We start from the raw sequence: 19,517 nt of genomic DNA, 5'->3' as shown, positions 1-19,517 counted from the left end.
AAAGGTGATGCAACGGCTACAGAGGAAGGGGTTACTTTTCGCCGCTGCCCACGGGCAGCACATCAGTGCCACGCCAGCGGCGCACCGAGCGCTGGAAGAACAGGCTGTTGGGCACCTGGACCATGGCGCTGCCGGTGCCGGCTTCCTCGGCTTCGATCAGGGTGGTGTACAGCAGGTTGATCGCCACGACCCGGCCCTTGACCCCAGGCTTGTCGACGGTGTCCACCAGCTCCACCACGTCACCCAGGCGGAACGGGCCAACCGTGAAGATCAGGATCGCGCAGAGCAGGTTGGAGAGCACGCTCCACATGGCGAAGAAGGCCACCGCCGCCACGGCGACGAAGCCTGAAAGGGCGGTCCACAGCACCGTGGCGGAAACCCCCAGGCGCTCCAGCACGAAGATCACCGCGCTGCCCATGATCAGCCAGCGCAGGCCGCCCCGCAGGGGCATCAGCAACTGCGGCGGGAACGGGTAGCGCTCGCCCAGGCGGGTCAGGCCACGAGCCACGAAGCGCTGGGCCAGGTAGCCCGCCAGGAGGATCAGCAGGATCTGCACGCCAATCCACAACGGGCCGATCCACTGGGCCGGCAACGGTAATTGCAGCGCCTCCATCAGGACAGCGCCTCCAGCTCGGCCTGCATGCTTTCCAGCAGTTCCAGGGCCTCCATCCAGGCTTCTTCCAGCTCGGACTCACGGGTCTTGAGCTTGGCCTGCTCGGCCAGCAGATCCCGCAACTCATCCTTGCGCGCAGCCTCGTACAAACCGCTGTCGCCCAGGCTGGCCTCGATCTTGGCCAGGCGCTCATGCACCTTGCCCAACTCGGCTTCCAGCTTGTCGGCCTCGCGCTTGTGCGGTGCCAGTTGCTGACGCAACGCCGCGGCGGCCTGGCGCTGGGCCTTCTTGTCGGTCTTGTCCGGGTTCACCGGCGTGTTGCTGACCGGGGCATTGCGCTGGCGGTAATCCACCAGCCAACGGGTGTAGTCGTCCAGGTCGCCGTCGAACTCTTCGACCTTGCCGTCGGCCACCAGGAAGAAGTTGTCGGTGGTGCTCTTGAGCAGATGGCGATCGTGGGAGACCACCAGCACCGCACCACTGAACTCTTGCAGGGCCATGGTCAGGGCCAGGCGCATCTCCAGGTCCAGGTGGTTGGTGGGTTCGTCGAGCAGCAGCAGATTGGGCCGCTCCCAGGCGATCAGCGCCAGGGCCAAACGGGCTTTTTCACCGCCGGAGAAGTTCAGCACCGGCTCGTCGATCCGTGCGCCGCGGAAGTCGAAGCCGCCGAGGAAGTCGCGCAGGGTCTGCTCGCGCTCGGTGGGCGCCAGGCGCTGCAGATGCAGCAAGGGGCTGGCCTTGGAGTCCAGGGAATCGAGCTGATGCTGGGCGAAGTAACCGACAACGGTGTTCTCGCCCCGGGTCAGGCGCCCGGACAGCGGCTGGAGTTCGCCGGAGAGGTTCTTGATCAGGGTCGACTTGCCGGCGCCGTTGGGCCCCAGCAGGCCGATCCGCGCGCCCGGAGTCAGCTGCAGCTTGACCTTCTCCAGGACCGCACGCTCGCCATAGCCCAGGCGGGCATCGGAGAGGTCGATCAGCGGGCTGGAGATCTTCGTCGACTCACGGAAGGTGAAATCGAAGGGCGAATCGACGTGGGCCGCCGACAGCTCCTCCATGCGTTCCAGGGCCTTGATCCGGCTCTGTGCCTGCCGGGCCTTGGTGGCCTGGGCCTTGAAGCGGGCGATGTAGCTTTCCATGTGCGCGCGCTGCGCCTGCTGCTTCTCGTAGGCTTGCTGCTGCTGGGCCAGACGCTCGGCACGGGCGCGTTCGAAGGCGCTGTAGCCACCGCGATAGAGGGTGATCTTGCGCTGGTCGACGTGGGCCACGTGATCGACCACGGCATCGAGGAAGTCCCGGTCGTGGGAGATCAGGAGCAAGGTGCCGGGGTAACCCTTGAGCCACTCTTCGAGCCAGATGATGGCGTCGAGATCCAAGTGGTTGGTAGGTTCGTCGAGCAGCAGCAGGTCCGAGGGACACATCAGCGCCTGCGCCAGGTTCAGGCGCATCCGCCAGCCCCCGGAGAAGTCGCCGACCTGACGGTCCATCTGCTCGTTGGTGAAACCCAGGCCAGCCAGCAGCTTGCGCGCCCGCGCATCGGCGGTGTAACCGTCGGCGCTGTCCAGCTCGGCATGCAAGCGCGCTTGCGCGGCGCCGTCCTGGGCCGCTTCTGCAGCGGCCAGGTCACGCTGCACCTGGCGCAGGCGCAAGTCGCCGTCGAGCACATAGTCCACCGCCAGGCGCTCGAGGGTATCGACCTCCTGGCGCATGTGGGCGATGCGCCAGTCGGCCGGCAGGAAGCAGTCACCCGAGTCCGGGTGCAGCTCACCGCGCAGCAAGGCAAAGAGGCTGGATTTGCCGGCGCCGTTGGCACCGATCAGGCCGGCTTTCTGGCCGGCGTGCAGGGTTAGCTCGGCGTCTTCTAGCAGACGTTGCGGGCCACGCTGTAAAGTCAGGTTCTGAAGTCGAATCATAATGGCGGCGGAGTCTACCAGCTTCGTTAGCAACTGGCGCGAGTAGCAATATGTCCCCTGACCTGTGGAGCTTTGCCCTGAAGACCTACGCCCTGCCCGGTGTGCAGGAGGCCTGCCTGCAACTGCAGGATGGCGGGGCCAATGTCTGTCTGTTGCTCTGTGGCGCCTGGCTTGGCCAAAGGGGGGTCGACTGCGATAAGCAGCGCCTGCAAGCGCTCGAAGAGTTGGCTGCGCCCTGGTATCAGGAGGTGGTCGAACCCCTGCGCAAACTGCGGATTGAGTGGCGAGCCGCCGCGGCCAGCGACGTGCAACTGAGCACCTTGCGCGAACAACTCAAGGCCCTGGAACTGGATGCCGAACGGCAGTTGCTGCTGCGTCTGCAGGAAGGGGCACGAAAGTGGCCCGAAGCTCAGGCCCGGAGCCTGAATGACTGGCTGGAAGGACTGGCGGCCGAAGCCGCCGTCCGGAACCGCAATGCGCTGCAGGTACTGCGCATCGCGGTGGCCGGCGCTTAGGAAGCGCTGGAAGGGTTGCTGGCTGGAGCCGACGCAGGAACAGCGGGTGCACTTGCAGCTGGTGCCGGCGAGGCAGCCGGAGCAGGAGTTGCAGGCTTGGCCGCTGCGGGCGCGGGAGCTGCAGGTTTGGCAACTGGAGCAGTTGGCTTGGCTACAGCAGGCTTGGCGGCTGCGGGCTTGGCAGCAGGCTTTTTCGCGGCCGGCTTGGCAGCGGGTTTTGCTGCGGGTTTGGCGGCAGCAGGCTTGGCGGCAGGCTTGGCCGCCGATGCCGCGGCTGGCTTGGCAGCTGCAGGTTTGCTCGCGGGTTTGGCCGGAGCTTTTGTAGCGGCGGGTTTCGCTGCTGGTTTAGCGGCCGGTTTGGCGGCAGCCGGTTTAGCCGCAGCGGTCTTGGTGGCAGCAGGTTTCGCTGCTGGCTTGGCGGCTACGGGCTTAGCGGCAGGTTTAGCAGCTGGCTTGGCCGCAGCGGCTTTGGTCGCAGGCTTCGCAGCGGGCTTGGCGGCTGGCTTGGCAGCTACCGGTTTGGCAGCCGCCGCTTTGCCAGCAACAGGCTTGGTCGCTGGTTTGGCAGCAGGCTTGACGGCTGCGGTTTTGGCCGCGGCGGGCTTGGCTGCACTGGCAGCAACAGGTTTTTTCGCCGCCGGCTTGGCAACAGCTTTGGCCGGTGCCTTGGCAGCAGGCTTGGCCGCTGGTTTTTTAGCTGCTACCGCTGCCGGCTTGGCATCACGAGAGCTCAATGCCTTGCCTACCGCTTCCTTCACACGACCCACGCCTTGAGCCAGTTTCAGGCTCTCCTGGGCATCGCGCTTGAGTTGCAGAATGTAGCTGCGGGTTTGTGCCTGACGCTCTTTCAGGGCGTCCAGCAAATCTTCGAGTTCCTTGACCGCGGTCTTCGCCTTGGCTTGTGCCTTGGCCTTGCCGGCCGCCGCAGCGTCCTGCAGTTTGGTGCGCGATTTGTGCAGTTTTTCCTGCGCCTTGCCCCGTTGTTTTTCCAGCTTGGCGAGCAGTTTTTCAGCATCAGCCAAGGCTTGGGAACAAGCGTTTTCCAAATGTTCGAGCAAGCTGCCCGACAGCTGTTGGAGCAAATGCAACGGAGTATTTACAGGCTTCTTATTGGCCGACATGGTTTACCTCCTGGCTGACGTGAGTTGCGGCTCATACTAGACCTCTGCTGCTACCGCCGCTAGGGCATGTTGACAGTATCGAAAGCCTGGCGTTGCAGCCGAACGAAAATGTTCTTCGCCCCCATCGAAGTTGCTCACCAACGAGCGCTTTGTCGCTGGCATAATCCACCGCAACTCAGGCCGGAGAGTGCCCATGTCGCGTTACCTGTTTTTATCCTTGAGCCTGTTCTTGCCACTGGCTCAGGCGGCTGCCGAAGCACCATCCAACAACGCTCACGATCTTGCCTACAGCCTGGGGGCAAGCCTCGGTGAGCGCCTGCGCGATGAGGTGCCCGACCTGCAGATCCAGGCCCTGGTCGAAGGCTTGAGGGCCGCCTATCAAGGCAAGCCTCTGGCGCTGAAAAGCGAACGCATCGAACAGATCCTTGCCGAGCACGACGCACAGATCAGCGAACAGTCGGCCAAGTCTCAGACAGAGATCGCGCTGAAAAACGAACAGCGCTTTCTCGATGAAGAAAAGGCCAAGCCCGGGGTCCGCCAACTGGAAGACGGCATCCTGCTGACCGAGTTAAGCCCTGGCAGCGGCAACAAGGCCAGCCCCAACGGCTCGGTCCAGGTGCGCTACACCGGGCGCCTGCCAGACGGCACCGTGTTCGATCAGACCCAGCAGCCGCAATGGTTCCGCCTCGACAGCGTGATCGCCGGCTGGCGTAGCGCACTGTCGCAGATGCCCACCGGAGCCCGGTGGCGCCTGGTAATCCCGTCGAACCAGGCCTATGGCACCGAAGGCGCCGGGGACCTGATCGCGCCCTACACCCCACTGGTGTTCGACATCGAATTGCTCGGTGTCGCTGGCTGAAGCGCCACAACGAAAAACGGCACGCCGAGGCGTGCCGTTTTTCCTGGTAGGTTCCTGTTCTCAGGCCTGAGCCACAGCTTCCTGCTTGTGGGCGTTGTGCAGCACTTCGATCAGGCAGTCTTCCAGCTCGAAGCGTTCGTGCAGCAGGCCACCGAGTTCCTTGAACTTCTGCGCCACGCACTGGCCGGCGTCGCACAGGTCATTGAACGCCAGGAGCTTTTCGGTGATCACGTCGATGCGTGGGTAGAGGGTGTCGGCCAACTCCAGCCCGCGCTTGTCGCCAAACGCCTTGGCTTCGCTGGTCAGCTGTTCGTAGATTTCAAAATGGCCGGCGGAGACGTAGTCCACCAGGATCCCGCAGAATTCCTGCAGCGGCTTCTTGCTCTCACTCAGTGCCTCGGGCTCCGCGCCCAGCGCATCATAGGCTCGAACCAGTTCGTGACGCTCCTGCAACCAGCGGTCGATCAGCAGATGCACTCCACCCCAGCGTTCCTGAGCATTCTGACAACTTTCGAGCATGGTGATCTCTCTTCCCTTATGGGTCATGCCGCTTGCCCGCCGCTCCTTTCTGGAGACTCTGGATCCGGTCAGGCACAACAGCATCGAGCAACATAATTCCAGTGACAGGTGCGGGCCAGATTATGCCCGCTCGACTACAGCATCAAGGTACGCAGGAGATAAAGTTCATACAAGCGTTTAATCCCCGCCCTCCTGCCAAACACTGACTCAGGGCAACGCCACGGCCTTGCGCGCGCCCCGTAGCTGACGCCACAGGCGGTAGCCGCTAAAGATCAGCATGATCACGAAAAACAGCAGGCTCCACTCCGGCAAGCTCATGTCCAGCAGGGTCCAGGTGACCTCAGCGCAATCGGAGGTGCCCATGAAAGTCAGCTTCAACGCCTGCCACCAGGACAACTGGCGGAGCATGAAGGACATGTCCGGCAGGCAGGCCAGCAACTGTTCGGAAGGAATGTTCTGCAACAGCACATGGCGTCCCGCGGTGACCACCCCCAGCAGGCCCAACAGCAGGTTGAGCCCCCAGTAGACCGCCCGCCCCACGCGCCCTGGCCCCTGGATCACGGCCAACAGATTGACCCCACCCAATGCCAGCAACAGCAGGCGCTGCACGCCCCACAGCGAACAGGACTCGAGGCCGCCACCCGTTTGCAGGTTGAACGCCGCCCACGAGGCCAAGGCCCCCACCAGGAACACCAGGGAGAACAGCAAGCGGGAGCCGGCCAGCGACATGAGATATCCGTAACGGGAGAAACAGGCAGCCACGGTAGAGAAAGCGCTCGCTGCTTTCAAGAAGCGCTATGTCGCAACCGATCGACAACAGCGCCGCAGGTACAGCAGCAAAAGGGCCGGTTGCCTGAAACAGGCAACCGGCCCCGGGACACCTCAGGCCCGCACCGGGACCGGCAGCGGTGAGGCCAGTAGGCGCTCATCGAGCATGCCCAGACCTTCCTGGAACAGCTGGTTACTGCGTTCGGTATCCCCCAGTTGAGCCAGCAGGCGCGCCAGTTCCGCACAGGCTTCGGGGTTGCGTTGCAAGCGCAGGCTGCTTTCCAGATAGTCCCGGGCCTTGCCCCACAAGCTGTTCTGCAGGCACAGGCGGCCCAGGGTCAGCAGCAGGCTCGGATCGTCCGCATGCTCCTTCAGCCAGTGCTCGGCGGTCTGCAACTGGCGCGACGGATCGCTGCCACGCACCAGGCCATAGAGCCGTGCCAGGTGGCTTTCGTACTTACGCTTGATTGCCGTGCGCAGGGCCTCTTCCGCCTCGGCCCCCGCGCCCAGTTGACGCAGTTGTTCGGCATAGGCCAGCACCAACTGCGGCTCCTGGCGCTGTGCCGAGGTCAACTGTTGCCAGGCACGATTGAGAGATTGCAGGCCGGCAACCTCATCTTCTTCATGACGCGCGGCCAGGGACAGGTTTTCACCCCAGGCCCGACGTTCCAGTTCCTGCAGTTCGCTGGCCGGCAGCGCCTTGTCCTTGCGCAACTCGGGCAACAGACGGATCAGGGCCGACCAGTCGCCACGCTGCTGATGCAGGCGCTGCAACTGGCGCAGCACCTGGACACTATGGGGATGGCGCTCATGCATGGCCTGCAGGGTGCTCAGGGCTCCCTCGGTATCGCCGCGATCCGTCTGCAGTTGGGCGTGGCTCAGGGCCACGGCCAGCTCTGCCTGGGGCTGGCGGGTCAGCGCCCGCTCCAGCAACCGGTCGCATTCTTCATAGTGGCCCTGCTCGTTGGCCGCCCGGGCAGCGCCGAGGTAGTAGAGCAGCGGCTGGCGCTCGGCCTCGGCGGCACGCTGCAGGTGCTTTTGCGCGCTGGCCCAGCGCCCTTCGGCGAGGTCCATCTGGCCCTGCTCGATGGCGATCTGCACCCGGCGGCTGCGATTGCGCCGTGACCAGGGATTGACTACACCACCGGACACCATCACCAACTCGATCAGCAGCTTGATGCCCCAGACCACCAGCCAGACCAGCGCCACCAGGGCCAGGGTTGCCCACAGGCTCGATTCGTAACGGAAGTTGCTGTAGGCGATCAGTACGTACCCGGGATGCTCGGCAATGGCCAGACCCAGCAGGCCGATGGCCGCAATGACCAGCAGGACGATCACATAGGTACGCTTCATGGGCTCGTCTCCTGGGCGTTGTTCGCCGCAGGTTTGGCCAGAGGCTTGACCGACTCTTCGACATTCAGGTTACGCCGCTCCAGGTAGGCCTGGACCGTACTCAAGGTCTTGGCCAGGTCCGGGGTGACGACCGTCACCGGCTGCTTGCTCAGCTCGGCCAGGCGCTCGAGCATGATCTTGCTTTGCGGGTTGTCCTGATTGAAGTTGCCGGTGAGCACGTCGCGGGCTTCGGTCAACGCCTGGGTATAGACCGCGGCCTGGCCGTTCAGGGCAGCCCACTGCGCCTGCTCCAGCGCCAGGCTCAGGGCCAGGCGCACTTGGGTCAGGCCCTGACCGGCCAGCAAGGGACGGATGTTCTTGTCGGCGTTGAAGTCGATGCGGAAATAGCGCGAGATCTGATCCCACCACTGGGCCCAGCGGCTGGCGCCGTCACCATCGGCTGTCAGGCCGAGCAGCGATTCACCGCGGTCCTTGTACTCCGGAGCCACGGCGCTCAGTTCCAGCACCTGGTCACGCAAAGCCCCCAGTTGCAGGAACAGCCCGGTGCGGTCCGGCTGCTCGGTGCTGCGCAGGGCCGCCAGACTCTTGGCCAACTGCTCGCGGGCTGCGAAGGCTCCCGGATCGTTTTGTTCCCGCAGGATATCGTCGGCGCCCTGGACCAGGGCCCTAGCGCTGCTGATGTCCTGCAGCGCCGAAAGACGCAGGCTGGCCAGGCGCAACAGGTGCTCGGCTTCCGCCAGGCGCCAGTCCTTGCGGCTGGCGCCCAGTACGGTTTCCAGGCGCTGGTTCAGGCGCTGCTGGTCACCCTGCAACTGGGCCACCAGACGCCGCCGGTCTTCCAGCTCATCGGCCGCGGGCAGTTGTTCCAGGCGTTCGCTCAAGCGCTGTTCGCTGAGCTTGAGACTCTGGGCCTGATCCCCCAGAGCCTGCAACTGACTGAACTGCTGCTGGTTATTGGCTTGCAGGTGGCGCACCTGCCAGATCCCCCAGCCACCAACGGCGACGCCCGCCGCCCCCAGCAGCAGGGCCAGAATTGCCAACCCGTTGCCACGACGCTCAACGGTTGGTTTCGTGGGTTCAGCAGGTGTCTCGGGCACCGGCTGGGCTTCATCTTTAGGCAAGGCTGTTTCGCTCACGTATCCATCCTTTGCGTTTAGAGAACGGGCACGGGTTGCTCCCGTAACGCCGTTAGCAAAGCCGCGGCACTGGCGCCGCGACAATCCACAACTTTTTCCGCCCCTGCGGCGTGCGCCATGTCGGCGACCCGGGGGCTTGGAACAAACAACGGCATCTTCGCCAGTTGCGGCCAGGCGGGCCCCGCCAGCTGCCGCAAGTGGCTGAAACCTTGTCCACTGCTGACCACCAGCCCGTTCAAGCGTTCCACTTCAATCCGCTGGAGCAACGCGCCTTCGGCGTAGTGCGGCAGGCAGCGGCGGTAGAGTTCCAGATAATCGACACTAGCACCTAGGGCGCGCAAGCGCTCAGAGAGCAGCTCGCGCCCCCCCTCCCCGCGCACGATCAACACCCGTGGATCAGGCCGGCGGATAGCCTCGCGCAATTGGGGAAGTTCAAGCAAGGCTTCACTGTCATCGCCCTGCTGGGGATAGGCCACTGGCAAGCCGGCATCCGCAAGGATCTGCGCGGTAGCGGCGCCTACGGTGAACCAGGCCTGGTCTGGTGGTTGCGGCCAATACTGGCGCAACAGCTCCAGGCCAAGATGCGCCGCCGGCTTGCTGACCACAATCACCGCACAGTACTGGTCGAATGCCAGCAGGGTAGCCCGCTGCGAGTCACTGACCGGCAACGCCTGGATTTCCAGCAATGGCAGGCTGCTGCTCAAAATCTCGGACTGCGCCAGGATCGCCGCCAGCGCGGCGCAGTCCTCGGCCGGCCGGGTCAGCAGCAGGCGCCAGCCAGTCACTCCTCGCCCGCCTCGCCGTAGACCGCGCGCAGAATGTCATCGGCGCCCTGGGCCAGCAGGGCATCCGCCACTTGCACACCCAGCTCGGCGGCCGATGCGCGAGGGCCACGAGCTTCGGCGCTGAGCAGCAGGCCGCCGCTAGGCTCGCCCACCAGGCCGCGCAGCCAGATCTGCTCGCCTTCCAGCACCGCATAGCAGGCAATCGGCACCTGGCAACCACCGTTGAGGTGCTTGTTCAGTGCGCGCTCGGCGGTTACCCGGCTGGCCGTGTCGGCGTGATGCAGGGGGGCCAGCAAGGCGTGGATTTCAGTATCGGCACTGCGGCACTCGATGCCGACGGCGCCCTGGCCACCGGCGGGCAGGCTGTCGTCGACACTGATGGAGGAACTGATGCGATCCTCGAATCCGAGGCGGATCAGACCGGCGGCCGCAAGGATGATGGCGTCGTATTCGCCGGCATCCAGCTTGGCCAGACGGGTATTGACGTTGCCCCGCAGAAAACGGATCTGCAGGTCGGGGCGACGGGTCAGTAACTGAGCCTGACGGCGCAGGCTGGAGGTGCCCACCACGCTGCCTTCAGGCAACTCGTCGAGGCTGGCGTAGGTGTTGGAAACAAAGGCATCACGCGGGTCTTCGCGCTCGCAGATGCAGAACAGACCCAGGCCTTCCGGGAAGTCCATGGGCACATCTTTCATCGAGTGCACGGCGATATCGGCCTGGTTTTCCAGCAGCGCGGTTTCCAGTTCCTTGACGAACAGACCCTTGCCACCGATTTTCGACAAGGGCGAGTCCAATAGTTTGTCGCCGCGGCTGACCATGGGCACCAGGGTCACGACAAGACCCGGATGGGCCTCTTGCAGACGGGCTTTGACGTATTCGGCCTGCCACAAGGCCAGAGCACTTTTGCGGGTAGCGATGCGGATTTCGCGAGAGGACATGGATCAATCCGTACTGAATAGATACGGCAGATAATAACAGCTCAACCAAATCAGCTTTGACTTGTATCAGAAACCTAGCCTCCTCCCGACGCCAGGCTTCACCCATTGCAGGGGTCAAACCCTGGCCTAGAGCTGTTGCATCATCTTGCGCACGCCCGCCACATGCCGCCGGCTGACAATCAGCGCATCGCCATTGAGGCCCTTGAGGTACAACTGGAAGTGCCCCAACGGTGTGCGCTGCAGACGCTCGATACGCTCGCGGGCCACCAGCGCATTGCGGTGGATACGCACAAAGCGGTCGCCGAATTCATCTTCCAGAGCCTTCAGGGGCTCATCCAGAAGCACCTCGCCGCCCTCGTGGCGCAGGGTCACGTATTTATGGTCGGCGATGAAATACACCACCTGGGCCAGGGGGATGAGCTCGATGCCTTTGCGCGTACGGGCGCTGATATGGCTGCGCGGGCCGTTACCGCTTTCGGCCGCGGGCCGGGTCAGTGCCGCCAGTTGTACACGGTTGGGCTTCTCGGCCTTTTTCAAGGCCTCCAGCAACAGCTCGGAGCGCACTGGCTTGACCAGGTGGACGACGCCGCTGGCATCGAAGGCCTCCAGGGCGAATTCGTCCGGCGCAGCGCAGAACACCAGCGCCGGAGGCGTCTCGCGCTCGCACAGCTTGCCGGCGACCTGCAGACCGTCCAGCCCCGGCATGCGGACGTCGAGCAAGACGATATCCGGCTTCAGGCTGTCGATCAGGCTCAACGCCTCTTCGCCATTGGTGGCGCTAGGCTCCAGGACACTGTATCCCTCGAGCTCACTGACCATCCGGCTCAGGCGCTCGCGGGCTAGGGGTTCGTCATCAACGATCAGGACATTCATATTGCGCTGGATTCCTGCGTGAGTCTCGCACAAGGATAGCGTAGACAGGTGGAGTGACGTCCGTCACCGCGATCCACGCTAAGACTAGTGCGAAGGCCAAAAAGTGCCGCAAGTCGGGCACCAATATTTGCCCGTGCCTGCCCGATACCGCTCAAGGTCGGCTGATGCGCGACGACGTCGCAGGGAATGCTGGTATTCAACACAAAGCCCCCCTCGTGATTGTGGTCGCCGCCCACCCTGCCCGCACCCGTCTCGTTTGGTGGACGGATTGCCTGGCCCTGTGCGGTGTGAACTTGCTGGAGGGGCCCACTGCGAACACGCGAGGGGTGTTACGCAATTGTGCCGGTCCTCCTGTCCAACTGTAGACGGTTGCCAAGACGATATTGCTCAATCGATAAATATCGTTTGACCGATATCAGCTTCCGCACTCAAGGCGCTCACCTCGCAGGAAGCGCCTACGACTGCGCCGACCTCAGTCTCTGCGCCCCCGAGGCCGGCGACAAGCCACCCAGGCGTCCGGCGCAGAAAAAAGCTGCCGACCAGCGCCAGCGACAGCCCGGGCAACCCTGTTATTATCGGCGCCTGTTTTTCACGCCATCTTCCTTCAGCAGATCACGAGCGAATTCATGAGCACTGACAAGACCAATCAGTCCTGGGGCGGCCGCTTCAGTGAACCCGTCGACGCCTTCGTCGCCCGCTTCACCGCCTCTGTCACTTTCGACCAGCGCCTGTATCGCCATGACATCATGGGCTCCATCGCCCACGCCACCATGCTGGCCAAGGTCGGCGTGCTCACCGATGCCGAGCGCGACAGCATCATCGACGGCCTGAAGACCATCCAGGGCGAGATCGAGGCTGGCCATTTCGACTGGCGCGTGGACCTCGAAGACGTGCACATGAACATCGAAGCGCGCCTGACCGACCGCATCGGCATCACCGGCAAGAAACTGCACACCGGCCGCAGCCGCAACGACCAGGTGGCCACCGACATCCGCCTGTGGCTGCGGGACGAGATCGACCTGATCCTCGGTGAAATTACCCGCCTGCAAAAAGGCCTGCTGGAGCTGGCCGAGCGTGAAGCCGAGAGCATCATGCCGGGCTTCACCCACTTGCAGACTGCCCAGCCGGTGACCTTCGGCCACCACATGCTGGCCTGGTTCGAGATGCTCAGCCGTGACTACGAGCGCCTGGTGGACTGCCGCAAGCGCACCAACCGCATGCCCCTGGGCAGCGCCGCGCTGGCCGGCACCACCTACCCGATCGACCGCGAGCTGACCTGCCAGTTGCTGGGCTTCGAAGCCGTGGGCGGCAACTCCCTGGACAGCGTTTCGGACCGGGACTTCGCCATTGAATTCTGCGCCGCCGCCAGCGTGGCAATGATGCACCTGTCGCGGTTTTCCGAAGAGCTGGTGCTGTGGACCAGCGCGCAATTCCAGTTCATCGACCTGCCGGACCGCTTCTGCACCGGCAGCTCGATCATGCCGCAAAAGAAAAACCCCGACGTGCCGGAACTGGTACGGGGCAAGAGCGGCCGGGTATTCGGCGCGCTGATGGGCCTATTGACCCTGATGAAAGGCCAGCCCCTGGCCTACAACAAGGACAACCAGGAAGACAAGGAACCACTGTTCGACGCCGCCGATACCCTGCGCGATTCGCTGCGGGCCTTCGCCGACATGATCCCGGCCATCAAGCCCAAGCACGCCATCATGCGCGAGGCGGCCCTGCGCGGGTTTTCCACCGCCACCGACCTGGCGGACTACCTGGTACGCCGTGGCCTGCCGTTCCGCGACTGTCACGAAATCGTCGGCCATGCGGTGAAGTACGGCGTGGAAACCGGCAAGGACCTGGCGGAAATGAGCCTGGAAGAGCTGCGCAAGTTCAGCGACCAGATCGAACAGGACGTGTTCGCCGTGCTGACCCTGGAAGGCTCGGTGAATGCCCGTAACCACATCGGCGGCACCGCACCGGCCCAGGTCCGGGCGGCAGTGGCCCGCGGCCAGGCCCTGCTGGCCAGCCGCTAAGCCCTTGCGAGCCTGCCCACACCGGCATCCTCTGCCGGTGCGAGCAGGTTCCTAGCGCCCTGACCTTCTGGCGGCCATCAGTGCCGCCTTGTCAGCGGCGATGCGCCGGGCGTTGGGGGTCTGCTCCAGGCGCTCGAGCAAGGCCCGGGCCTCGGGCATCTCGGCCAAAAAATCGATTCCGAACAACTTGTCCCCGACTATCAGGGCAAGGTTCACGCTGTACTGAAAATACAGGTCCGCCACACTCAGGCTGGTGCCCGCCACATAGGGAGCGAACCGGGCATGCCGGCGCAATGCGGCAAAGCCTTGTAGCAATTCGATCCCGGCCTTCTCCTTGATCGCCTCGGGCAGGGTCGCGCCAAAGAACGCTTCGGGGAAACAGGCCCGGGCCGGCAGCTCTATGTACAGTTCGATCTCCTTGGCCAGTGCCAGCACCTGGGCACGTTCAAACGCATCCTTCGGCAGCAGCGCCGGCGCCGGCCGCACCTGCTCCAGGTAATCGAGAATCGCACTGGTTTCGCTGATGAAGCCCTGCTCCACCTCCAGTACCGGAACCTTGCCCCGAGGGCTGATAGCCAGCGCCTCTGGGCTCTGGCCGGCGTAGAACAGCACCTCTTCGAAAGGCAGCCCCTTCTCCAGCAAGGCCAGCTTGACCATGTTGTAGTAGTTGCTGATGGCGAACCCATAGAGCTTGAACATCCCGTAGCCTCCAGGCCGTGCAGGGGTTGGCAGGGGTTTTTTATAGAAGGTTAATCCCACTCTGGCCAGCAGCATCGAGCCGCTGAATACGAGTAAACTGGCGACCTTTCCTTGAGGAGCCTGCCATGAGCGAGCCAACCGATATCGACACCGACGAAGAAGAGTTCGCCGAAAATACCCTGATCGAAGCGATCGAGAACCAGATCGAAAGCGACAACCCACCAGCGGCCAAGGCCACGTTCAACAAGCTCACCCTGGTGGGCTACGAGCGCGAAGAAATCCTCAATCTGATGGCCCATGTACTGGCGATCGAGATCGACGCCATCCTCGAACAGGACCGCGCCTTCGACACCCAATGGTACGAAGCCGCCCTTCGCGCCCTGCCGGAACTGCCTCCCGAAAAGCAGTGACACCGCGCCGCCGGAGCGCAGGCTCCGGCACTCTTTCCCGCCCGTGCCTCGCGCCCCGACTACACTGCCACCACCCTGCGGCCAAATACCGCTGCACCCGGGGATAAAACTACTCAGCGAACGCTGGACACGCCGCCTTTCTGCGTTCACCTTAAGAACGCTGACCTCTAATTCCTAGAAAGTCTGGAGTCCTTATGTCGTATACCCCTGAGTTGGTTGCCGAACTGGAAATCCTTGCACTCTTCAACCTGGACAACTCCCAGGAAGGCCTGAAAATCCATCAGACCGCCGCCCCTTCTGCCATCGCCGCCGCCCAACGCCTGTTTGACAAGGAACTGATCACCCAACCCGATGGAGGCTATCTGACCAGCCTCGGGCGGGACGCCGCTGAACATGCCCAGGGCCTGCTGACCATCCTGAACGTCAAAGAAGTCGCCTGAACAACCTGCATCGGCCTGCGGGGTTCCCGTCTGTCGGATTCCGTAGGCGCCTCCTTCTGAATACGCTAGAAATCTGGCGTCAAAAAATAAAATCAGTTTAAGGCTGAGCCCTTTCTGACGGTAAACTGCTCGCCGTCTTCAATACCGCCACGTTCGAGCTCCGCTTGAAATGCCCCATACCCATGAAATCCGTCCCGATCTGGATGAAGGAATCGATCGCAAGGTTCTCAGCCAACTGCGCGCGCGTTTCCTGAAGCTCAATGAAGGGCGCATGGCCCGGGCAATGGAAGGGCTGTCGACACGCCAGCAGTTGGTCCTCAACCTGTTGCCGCTGTTCTTTCACGTCAATCACCCGTTGTTGCCCGGCTATGTATCCGGAGCCACCCCGGCGGGGCTTTCCTGCTACGAACCCGACCCCCAGGCCCTGGCCGAAGCCCAGCGCCTGACCCGATCGTTTTCCTACAAGCCGCGCCACGGCAACCCGCCACGGCCGATTCATGGCCTGTTTCTCATGGGCAGCCTGGGGACCCTGGCCCAGGCAGACCAGAGCGACATGGACGTGTGGGTGTGCCATGCGCCGGATCTGGGCGAAAACGAGCTGGCCGAGTTGCAGAAGAAGTGCCAATTGCTGGAGACCTGGGCGGCCGGCCAGGGTGCTGAAGCTCATTTTTTCCTGATCGACCCCAATCGCTTTGTCCGCGGGGAGCGGGACACTCAGCTGAGTTCGGACGACTGCGGCACCACCCAGCACTACCTGCTGCTGGACGAGTTCTACCGCACCGCGATCTGGCTGGCCGGGCGCACGCCGTTGTGGTGGCTAGTACCGGTGTACGAAGAACGCCGTTACGAACAGTACATCGACACCCTGCTGTCCAAGCGCTTTGTCCCCGCCGAGGAAAACCTCGACCTGGGCCACATGGCACGCATTCCGCCCGGCGAGTTCATCGGCGCCGGGCTGTGGCAACTGTTCAAGGGCATCGAGTCGCCCTACAAGTCCGTACTCAAGCTGCTGCTGATCGAGGTCTATGCCAGCGAGCATCCCAAGGTCCAGTGCCTGAGCCTGCGCTTCAAGCAGGCGGTGTTTGCCAACCGCCTGGACCTGGATGAGCTGGACCCCTACATCGTGGTCTACCGGCGCATCGAGGAATACCTCAAGGCTCGCGGCGAGCCGGAGCGCCTGGAGCTGGTACGGCGCAGCCTGTACCTCAAGGTCAACCGCAAGCTTACCGTCGGCAACGCCACCCGCAGCCCGAACTGGCAGCGCGCTCTACTGGAGCGCCTGGCCAGTGAATGGGGCTGGGACCAACGCCAACTGGCCTTGCTGGACAGCCGCAGCCAGTGGAAGGTGCGCCAGGTCAGCAGCGAGCGCCGGGCCCTGGTCAACGAGCTCAACTACAGCTATCGCTTCCTGACCCAGTTCGCCCGCACCGAGCAGGCCGCCAGCCTGATCAACAAGCGTGACCTGAATGTCCTGGGCCGGCGCCTGTACGCGGCCTTCGAGCGCAAGGCCGGGAAGATCGAGTTCATCAACCCCGGCATCGCCCCGGACCTGGCTGAAGACACCCTGACCCTGGTGCAGTCACCGAACAAGAAGGAACCCGGACAGAACCATTGGGGGCTGTACAACGGCAGCCTGACCGCCCTGGAGTGGGAGCATTTCGCCCCGATCAAGCGCAGTCGCGAGCTGCTGGAGCTGCTTACCTGGTGCCATCGCAACGGCGTGATCGACAGCAGTACCCGCCTGGCCCTGCACCCGGGCAGCAGCGACCTGAGCGAATTCGAACTGTTCAACCTGCTGGGCAGCCTGCAGCAGACCGTGCCACTGCCTTTGACGACGGTCAGCGAGGAACAGTTGCTGCACGCCGCCGTGCCCGGCGAAGTGCTGATCCTGGTGAACGTCGGGGTCGACCCCCTCAAGCACCACCGCGACCTGAACATTCTGATGACCACCGAGCGCACCGACTCCCTGAGCTATGCCGGGGTACGCGAGAATCTGGTGCTGACCCTGGATCAGGTCACCCTCAATAGCTGGAACGAGGTAATGGTCGGCCGCTACGACGCCGAGCATGCGCTGCTCGACTGCCTGCGGGACTACCTGAACAATCTGCCGGGCGGCACGCAGCCGCGGCTGCGGGTACGCTGCTTCTGTCACAACCGCGCGCAATTCATTGCCCGCCGGGTGGAAGAACTGTTCGAAACCGCGCACAACCTGTTGCTCAGCCAGCTCAACTACCGCTACCTGATCCAGGTGCAGCAGCACTACCACGTGCTTGAACTGGTGCCCGGGCAGGTTCGGCACCGGGCCATGGCAACCCCTGCCGCATTGCTGGAGTACCTGGGGCAGGAGCAGAGCCGCTACAGCCCACTGCACCTTGACCCGATGGCCCTGGAAGACCACGACCTGGCGCTGATCCTGCCCATGGGCCAGCCGGACTGCATCCAGGTGTTCTATCGGATCATCGACGAGCACGCGGAGCTTTACGTGCTCGATGAGTACAACGCGCTGTGGCAGCAGACCCTGCCCTATCACGACGAACACAGCCTGCTGGTGCCCCTGCAGCGCTTCCTGCAGTCGATTCTCTACCGCCGCGAGGCGCTGCTGCCGATGGACAGCAACCAGCCCGAGAAACCTTTGGACACACTCTACTTGCAGATTCTGCCCTCAGGCACGGGCCGCGCACGTCGGGTAGAGCCGCGGCCAGCCCCACCGACGCCGGTGGACAAAGCCTTCTATGACGTGCAGGCGATCATCGGCAAGGCCGCACCAGGCCAGGTGCAGGTCTCGCTGTACTGCAATCAACGGGAGTTTTCCGATCTGGAATATGGCGATCAACTGTTCGCCGCGGTGGCCCAGGAAATCGTCGGGCAGCGCCATGAAACAGAGCGCTATCGCTGCTACATCACTGACCTGGATCTTTCAGGGCTGCTCGGTGACGTGCAAAGCCCGAGCATCCTGTATCTGCGCTACAAGGCCAGCCTGGAGCGCGCACTGAACGACGCGCTCGAGCAGGTCTAGCCAAGGATCAGAGGTGGTAGTCGCCTGCGGCTTCCGGCTGGTATTCAACTTCCAGCAGGGTCAGCTTCAAGGTCTTGCCACCCGGAGCCGGCCAGTCGATGTACTGGCCTACCTGCAGGCCCAGCAGAGCGCTGCCCACCGGTGCCAGGATGGAAATCTTGCCTTCGTCGGCGTTGGCGTCCTGTGGATACACCAGGGTCAGGTGGTAGTCCTTGCCGTTGCTTTCTTCACGGCAGTGCACACGCGAATTCATGGTTACGACACCGGCCGGTACTTCATCGTGACCCACCAGCGTTTCGGCACGATCCAACTCGGTTTGCAGTGCAATGACACCTGGCAGCGAGTCGTCCAGACTGTCGATCAGGCGCTCCAGACGTTGCACGTCAAGGCGGGTAAGGATGATGGATGGTGCAGTACTCATGATCCTGGCTGACTCCTATTTTTTCTGCACAAAAAAGCAAAACCCCGCCAAATAAGACGGGGTTCTCACCGGCCTCGATGTAGCGAGGCGAAGCTGGACACTATCACAGCACACTGAATAAACAAACCGTACGAGTACGAAGCTAAATCTCGCCTGCCGCCGCACTCTGTTTGCGCTGCAGCGCCTGGGCGCAGATCACTCGCCGGCGCTGATCATCGGCCGAACGCCATTCACGGATGTCCTCCACATGGCGAAAACAGCCGCGACAGACCTTCTCCTCATCGAGGCGACAAAGGCTGATGCACGGTGAACTCACCGCCGGGCTGACGTTGCTGTAGAGCGGCTTGGGCGGTCGGGCCGGGGCGGGCTGGGTCACGGTATCAGAGCCCTTCGAACTCGAGCTTGATGTCGGCCTGCTCCAGGACAATGCGTTCCAGCATTTCCCCCAACTGCTCTTCGCTCTTGTCGCACATCCAGCGCTCGCTTTCCTCGTCGTAGTCGAAGTGGAAACCACCCGAACGCGCGGCCAGCCAGAGTTGGCGCAAAGGCTCCTGGCGACTGAAGATCACCTGGCTGCCGTTGTCGAACTTGACGGTGAGCACCCCGGCCGAGCTTTCCAGGTCGATGTCCAGGTCGCTCTCATCGAAAATATCTTCCAGCGTCTGCTGGGTGGCATCCACCAGGTCGTGAAAACGGGCTTCGGTCAAACTCATTGCGGGAACCTCGAAAAGTGTCTACTCACGCTCAAGCGCCGCAAGATACGGGCGCTCCCCGGCGAATGCAAAGGATACCGAACGAGGAAATAAATGCGACGCCCATTGCACGACCGCCCGACCAAAGCCACCGGCCGGGCCTTGGCAAAGGCCCGCTGGACGGGAGTTACGCTGCATAGGCAAGCTGCCGGGTGGCCGGTATACTCGGGCGCAATTTACGCATTCTCAAGGATTTCGCCATGAAGCGCCTGATCTCTTCCCTTGCTGCGCTCGTCGCGGTTGCTTGCCTCGTTACCGCCTGCGGCCAGAAAGGCCCGCTGTACCTGCCTGATGACAGCAAATCCCCTGAAGAGCAGGCGAAGTCGCAATCGCAGTCGCACAAGCACGACACCTACTAAGGGCAAACC

At 63.2% G+C, this 19,517-nt stretch carries 21 protein-coding genes; 7 read left to right on the top strand and 14 right to left on the bottom strand.

Annotated features, from left to right (window positions below; all coding sequences use genetic code 11):
* Positions 1 to 31 precede the first annotated feature (31 nt).
* Entirely contained in the window at positions 32 to 613 is a 582-nt protein-coding gene (locus tag ACUXVH_RS01840; RefSeq protein WP_011064165.1) for a mechanosensitive ion channel family protein, read from the bottom strand.
* Positions 613 to 2,523, bottom strand: coding sequence for an ATP-binding cassette domain-containing protein (locus ACUXVH_RS01835; protein ID WP_011064166.1), 1,911 nt, complete (start codon positions 2,521 to 2,523; stop codon positions 613 to 615). The genes ACUXVH_RS01840 and ACUXVH_RS01835 overlap by 1 nt, the downstream gene beginning before the upstream one ends.
* A gap of 50 nt (positions 2,524 to 2,573) precedes the next feature.
* On the opposite strand from ACUXVH_RS01835, the gene ACUXVH_RS01830 reads away from it, so the two are divergent.
* Positions 2,574 to 3,038 carry a TIGR02444 family protein gene (locus ACUXVH_RS01830; protein WP_011064167.1) on the top strand — a complete coding sequence of 155 codons (465 nt, stop codon included), beginning with the start codon at positions 2,574 to 2,576 and terminating at the stop codon, positions 3,036 to 3,038.
* On the opposite strand, the gene ACUXVH_RS01825 is transcribed toward ACUXVH_RS01830, so the two are convergent.
* The gene (locus ACUXVH_RS01825; RefSeq protein ID WP_073698912.1) at positions 3,035 to 4,159 is read right to left on the bottom strand and encodes an AlgP family protein; all 1,125 of its coding nucleotides are present in this window, start codon (positions 4,157 to 4,159) and stop codon (positions 3,035 to 3,037) included. The genes ACUXVH_RS01830 and ACUXVH_RS01825 overlap by 4 nt on opposite strands.
* Before the next feature lie 193 nt (positions 4,160 to 4,352).
* Between ACUXVH_RS01825 and ACUXVH_RS01820 the strand changes: the two genes are divergently transcribed.
* On the top strand, positions 4,353 to 5,018 hold the full coding sequence (locus tag ACUXVH_RS01820; protein WP_011064169.1) for an FKBP-type peptidyl-prolyl cis-trans isomerase: 666 nt from the start codon (positions 4,353 to 4,355) through the stop codon (positions 5,016 to 5,018).
* A gap of 60 nt (positions 5,019 to 5,078) precedes the next feature.
* On the opposite strand, the gene ACUXVH_RS01815 is transcribed toward ACUXVH_RS01820, so the two are convergent.
* The 7 genes from ACUXVH_RS01815 to ACUXVH_RS01785 all read right to left on the bottom strand — a co-directional run bounded on the left by ACUXVH_RS01815 (position 5,079) and on the right by ACUXVH_RS01785 (position 11,390).
* Positions 5,079 to 5,537 (bottom strand): Rsd/AlgQ family anti-sigma factor, encoded by a 459-nt coding sequence (locus tag ACUXVH_RS01815; protein WP_011064170.1) that lies wholly within the window; start codon positions 5,535 to 5,537, stop codon positions 5,079 to 5,081.
* Between the two features lie 207 nt (positions 5,538 to 5,744).
* Positions 5,745 to 6,266, bottom strand: a complete 522-nt coding sequence (locus ACUXVH_RS01810) for a disulfide bond formation protein B (RefSeq protein ID WP_053160388.1) — start codon at positions 6,264 to 6,266, stop codon at positions 5,745 to 5,747.
* A gap of 153 nt (positions 6,267 to 6,419) precedes the next feature.
* Complete coding sequence (locus ACUXVH_RS01805) at positions 6,420 to 7,658, bottom strand: heme biosynthesis protein HemY (RefSeq protein WP_065365044.1); 1,239 nt, start codon at positions 7,656 to 7,658, stop codon at positions 6,420 to 6,422.
* Positions 7,655 to 8,794 carry a uroporphyrinogen-III C-methyltransferase gene (locus tag ACUXVH_RS01800; RefSeq protein ID WP_011064173.1) on the bottom strand — a complete coding sequence of 380 codons (1,140 nt, stop codon included), beginning with the start codon at positions 8,792 to 8,794 and terminating at the stop codon, positions 7,655 to 7,657. The genes ACUXVH_RS01805 and ACUXVH_RS01800 overlap by 4 nt, the downstream gene beginning before the upstream one ends.
* A 17-nt stretch (positions 8,795 to 8,811) precedes the next feature.
* Positions 8,812 to 9,579 carry a uroporphyrinogen-III synthase gene (locus ACUXVH_RS01795; RefSeq protein ID WP_011064174.1) on the bottom strand — a complete coding sequence of 256 codons (768 nt, stop codon included), beginning with the start codon at positions 9,577 to 9,579 and terminating at the stop codon, positions 8,812 to 8,814.
* On the bottom strand, positions 9,576 to 10,517 hold the full coding sequence (gene hemC / locus ACUXVH_RS01790) for a hydroxymethylbilane synthase (RefSeq protein WP_041120366.1): 942 nt from the start codon (positions 10,515 to 10,517) through the stop codon (positions 9,576 to 9,578). The genes ACUXVH_RS01795 and hemC overlap by 4 nt, the downstream gene beginning before the upstream one ends.
* Positions 10,518 to 10,643: 126 nt before the next feature.
* Positions 10,644 to 11,390: a LytR/AlgR family response regulator transcription factor gene (locus ACUXVH_RS01785; protein WP_011064176.1), complete on the bottom strand. Its 747-nt coding sequence runs from the start codon at positions 11,388 to 11,390 to the stop codon at positions 10,644 to 10,646.
* A gap of 626 nt (positions 11,391 to 12,016) precedes the next feature.
* Here ACUXVH_RS01785 and argH point away from each other — a divergent pair.
* The gene (gene argH, locus ACUXVH_RS01780; RefSeq protein ID WP_041120368.1) at positions 12,017 to 13,411 is read left to right on the top strand and encodes an argininosuccinate lyase; all 1,395 of its coding nucleotides are present in this window, start codon (positions 12,017 to 12,019) and stop codon (positions 13,409 to 13,411) included.
* A gap of 51 nt (positions 13,412 to 13,462) precedes the next feature.
* Here argH and ACUXVH_RS01775 read toward each other — a convergent pair whose 3' ends face one another.
* Entirely contained in the window at positions 13,463 to 14,110 is a 648-nt protein-coding gene (locus ACUXVH_RS01775; RefSeq protein ID WP_065365043.1) for a glutathione S-transferase, read from the bottom strand.
* 125 nt (positions 14,111 to 14,235) lie between these two features.
* Between ACUXVH_RS01775 and ACUXVH_RS01770 the strand changes: the two genes are divergently transcribed.
* The 3 genes from ACUXVH_RS01770 to ACUXVH_RS01760 all read left to right on the top strand — a co-directional run bounded on the left by ACUXVH_RS01770 (position 14,236) and on the right by ACUXVH_RS01760 (position 17,976).
* On the top strand, positions 14,236 to 14,520 hold the full coding sequence (locus ACUXVH_RS01770) for a hypothetical protein (RefSeq protein WP_011064179.1): 285 nt from the start codon (positions 14,236 to 14,238) through the stop codon (positions 14,518 to 14,520).
* A gap of 194 nt (positions 14,521 to 14,714) precedes the next feature.
* The gene (locus ACUXVH_RS01765) at positions 14,715 to 14,960 is read left to right on the top strand and encodes a TIGR02647 family protein (protein ID WP_011064180.1); all 246 of its coding nucleotides are present in this window, start codon (positions 14,715 to 14,717) and stop codon (positions 14,958 to 14,960) included.
* Positions 14,961 to 15,129: 169 nt separating this feature from the next.
* Positions 15,130 to 17,976 carry a class I adenylate cyclase gene (locus tag ACUXVH_RS01760; protein WP_065365042.1) on the top strand — a complete coding sequence of 949 codons (2,847 nt, stop codon included), beginning with the start codon at positions 15,130 to 15,132 and terminating at the stop codon, positions 17,974 to 17,976.
* Between the two features lie 7 nt (positions 17,977 to 17,983).
* Here ACUXVH_RS01760 and rnk read toward each other — a convergent pair whose 3' ends face one another.
* The 3 genes from rnk to cyaY all read right to left on the bottom strand — a co-directional run bounded on the left by rnk (position 17,984) and on the right by cyaY (position 19,110).
* The gene (gene rnk / locus ACUXVH_RS01755; protein ID WP_065365041.1) at positions 17,984 to 18,397 is read right to left on the bottom strand and encodes a nucleoside diphosphate kinase regulator; all 414 of its coding nucleotides are present in this window, start codon (positions 18,395 to 18,397) and stop codon (positions 17,984 to 17,986) included.
* A gap of 142 nt (positions 18,398 to 18,539) precedes the next feature.
* Complete coding sequence (locus ACUXVH_RS01750) at positions 18,540 to 18,773, bottom strand: DUF1289 domain-containing protein (protein WP_015637452.1); 234 nt, start codon at positions 18,771 to 18,773, stop codon at positions 18,540 to 18,542.
* Positions 18,774 to 18,777: 4 nt separating this feature from the next.
* Positions 18,778 to 19,110 (bottom strand): iron donor protein CyaY, encoded by a 333-nt coding sequence (gene cyaY, locus ACUXVH_RS01745; RefSeq protein WP_011064183.1) that lies wholly within the window; start codon positions 19,108 to 19,110, stop codon positions 18,778 to 18,780.
* Positions 19,111 to 19,349: 239 nt separating this feature from the next.
* On the opposite strand from cyaY, the gene lptM reads away from it, so the two are divergent.
* On the top strand, positions 19,350 to 19,508 hold the full coding sequence (gene lptM / locus ACUXVH_RS01740) for an LPS translocon maturation chaperone LptM (protein WP_011064184.1): 159 nt from the start codon (positions 19,350 to 19,352) through the stop codon (positions 19,506 to 19,508).
* The last annotated feature ends 9 nt before the right edge of the window (positions 19,509 to 19,517 follow it).

This window comes from Pseudomonas sp. 8(2025), assembly GCF_052665325.1.
This window is presented reverse-complemented; position numbering and strand designations above follow the sequence as displayed.

What these genes read in the sequence shown, in the direction of transcription:
- ACUXVH_RS01840 (WP_011064165.1), bottom strand. Translation starts at nt 613, where the DNA reads ATGGAGGCGCTGCAATTACCGTTGCCGGCCCAGTGGATCGGCCCGTTG.
- ACUXVH_RS01835 (WP_011064166.1), bottom strand. Translation starts at nt 2,523, where the DNA reads ATGATTCGACTTCAGAACCTGACTTTACAGCGTGGCCCGCAACGTCTG.
- ACUXVH_RS01830 (WP_011064167.1), top strand. Translation starts at nt 2,574, where the DNA reads ATGTCCCCTGACCTGTGGAGCTTTGCCCTGAAGACCTACGCCCTGCCC.
- ACUXVH_RS01825 (WP_073698912.1), bottom strand. Translation starts at nt 4,159, where the DNA reads ATGTCGGCCAATAAGAAGCCTGTAAATACTCCGTTGCATTTGCTCCAA.
- ACUXVH_RS01820 (WP_011064169.1), top strand. Translation starts at nt 4,353, where the DNA reads ATGTCGCGTTACCTGTTTTTATCCTTGAGCCTGTTCTTGCCACTGGCT.
- ACUXVH_RS01815 (WP_011064170.1), bottom strand. Translation starts at nt 5,537, where the DNA reads ATGCTCGAAAGTTGTCAGAATGCTCAGGAACGCTGGGGTGGAGTGCAT.
- ACUXVH_RS01810 (WP_053160388.1), bottom strand. Translation starts at nt 6,266, where the DNA reads ATGTCGCTGGCCGGCTCCCGCTTGCTGTTCTCCCTGGTGTTCCTGGTG.
- ACUXVH_RS01805 (WP_065365044.1), bottom strand. Translation starts at nt 7,658, where the DNA reads ATGAAGCGTACCTATGTGATCGTCCTGCTGGTCATTGCGGCCATCGGC.
- hemC (WP_041120366.1), bottom strand. Translation starts at nt 10,517, where the DNA reads ATGTCCTCTCGCGAAATCCGCATCGCTACCCGCAAAAGTGCTCTGGCC.
- ACUXVH_RS01785 (WP_011064176.1), bottom strand. Translation starts at nt 11,390, where the DNA reads ATGAATGTCCTGATCGTTGATGACGAACCCCTAGCCCGCGAGCGCCTG.
- argH (WP_041120368.1), top strand. Translation starts at nt 12,017, where the DNA reads ATGAGCACTGACAAGACCAATCAGTCCTGGGGCGGCCGCTTCAGTGAA.
- ACUXVH_RS01775 (WP_065365043.1), bottom strand. Translation starts at nt 14,110, where the DNA reads ATGTTCAAGCTCTATGGGTTCGCCATCAGCAACTACTACAACATGGTC.
- ACUXVH_RS01770 (WP_011064179.1), top strand. Translation starts at nt 14,236, where the DNA reads ATGAGCGAGCCAACCGATATCGACACCGACGAAGAAGAGTTCGCCGAA.
- ACUXVH_RS01765 (WP_011064180.1), top strand. Translation starts at nt 14,715, where the DNA reads ATGTCGTATACCCCTGAGTTGGTTGCCGAACTGGAAATCCTTGCACTC.
- ACUXVH_RS01760 (WP_065365042.1), top strand. Translation starts at nt 15,130, where the DNA reads ATGCCCCATACCCATGAAATCCGTCCCGATCTGGATGAAGGAATCGAT.
- rnk (WP_065365041.1), bottom strand. Translation starts at nt 18,397, where the DNA reads ATGAGTACTGCACCATCCATCATCCTTACCCGCCTTGACGTGCAACGT.
- cyaY (WP_011064183.1), bottom strand. Translation starts at nt 19,110, where the DNA reads ATGAGTTTGACCGAAGCCCGTTTTCACGACCTGGTGGATGCCACCCAG.
- lptM (WP_011064184.1), top strand. Translation starts at nt 19,350, where the DNA reads ATGAAGCGCCTGATCTCTTCCCTTGCTGCGCTCGTCGCGGTTGCTTGC.